Genomic DNA, 682 nt, shown 5'->3' with positions numbered 1-682 from the left:
CATAGCGCCAATCAGAACCGTGCCACATACCGGGATTATTATTTTTTTATTCATGTCAGCATTAATAGGAGTTAATCTAAATAACTATAAAGGTTTAAGATCATTCACCACACAACGAAACCCATAACCTGGAGGATAAGTGCTTTTCCCATTTTCTTCAAAATCAACCAAATTTCTTTTAGAACGTATAAAGGTCATATTATCAAAAGGTTGAGTTCCTACCGAACCACGCAGAACCTTATTCGTTCCTTTTTCTGGACCACGGGGATTATGCTTTGGTGACTGCTGATAATAGTTTTCATCATACCAGTCTTCCACCCAATCATGGCCGTTCCCCATCATATCGTACAAACCTAGCGGGTTGGGGGGATATGTTCCTACAGGCTGCTTACTATAGGAGAAATTCTTTTCCGGCTCGAAAATATTATTATTATTGGCAAATATCAATAACTTACCACTACTGCGTGCGGCATATTCCCATTGAGCTTCCGTCGGTAAATCTATTGTTTTACTCACCACATTACCTAACCATTGACAATACGCTTTTGCATCGTGCCAGTTTACTGAAGCCGGATAGTTATCTCCGGCACTTCGAAAATAAGCAGGCACCTCATCTTTCAGCCTTATGAGGCGATCATATGTTTTTGTTTTTGGTCGTCCTTGGATCTCAAGATAACGATTA

General features: G+C 40.0%; 1 protein-coding gene. It reads right to left on the bottom strand.

The genetic code is table 11. The annotated features are described in order from the left end of the window. Positions 1 to 84 precede the first annotated feature (84 nt). A partial coding sequence (locus tag AEP37_RS23950; RefSeq protein ID WP_049615682.1) for a formylglycine-generating enzyme family protein occupies positions 85 to 682 on the bottom strand: 598 nt, incomplete at its 5' end.

Origin of the sequence: Yersinia pekkanenii, assembly GCF_001152565.1 — a bacterium.
Taxonomy (GTDB): domain Bacteria; phylum Pseudomonadota; class Gammaproteobacteria; order Enterobacterales; family Enterobacteriaceae; genus Yersinia; species Yersinia pekkanenii.
The sequence above is the reverse complement of the archived record's forward strand: the minus strand, read 5'-3'. Positions and strand labels throughout refer to the sequence as shown.